The sequence below is a fragment of the Methylobacterium sp. A54F genome, from assembly GCF_053346035.1.
On the sequence record NZ_JBKFBF010000152.1, the window covers coordinates 1 to 300 of the forward strand.

General features: G+C 72.3%; 1 protein-coding gene. It reads right to left on the minus strand.

What is annotated here, in order from left to right; translation table 11 throughout:
• A partial coding sequence (locus ACLBXP_RS25740; protein ID WP_447670644.1) for a 4-hydroxyphenylacetate 3-hydroxylase C-terminal domain-containing protein occupies positions 1–300 on the minus strand: 300 nt, incomplete at both ends.

Here is a 300-nt window from a genome sequence, read left to right on the forward strand (position 1 = left end):
CGTGATGGCGTAGAGCTCGACCATCGCCTCCCGGATATGGCCGTGCCGGTCCGGGTCGAGCCCGTTCGCCTCGGTCATCAGGGCCCCCGCGCCGATCAGGAGGTCGCCGAAGCCCGCCCGGGCGCCGATGCAGGAATGCCGGTGATGGGTGGCGTAGGTGGTGGTGAGGAAGCCGCCCTCCCCGGTCTCGCCCGCCAGGAAGACGCGCCCGTGGGGCACGAACACGTCCTCAAAGATCACCACGCCGGTCGACTGGCCGTAGGTGCCGGAGAACTTCGCGGCGGCCCCGCCGGGGCGGCC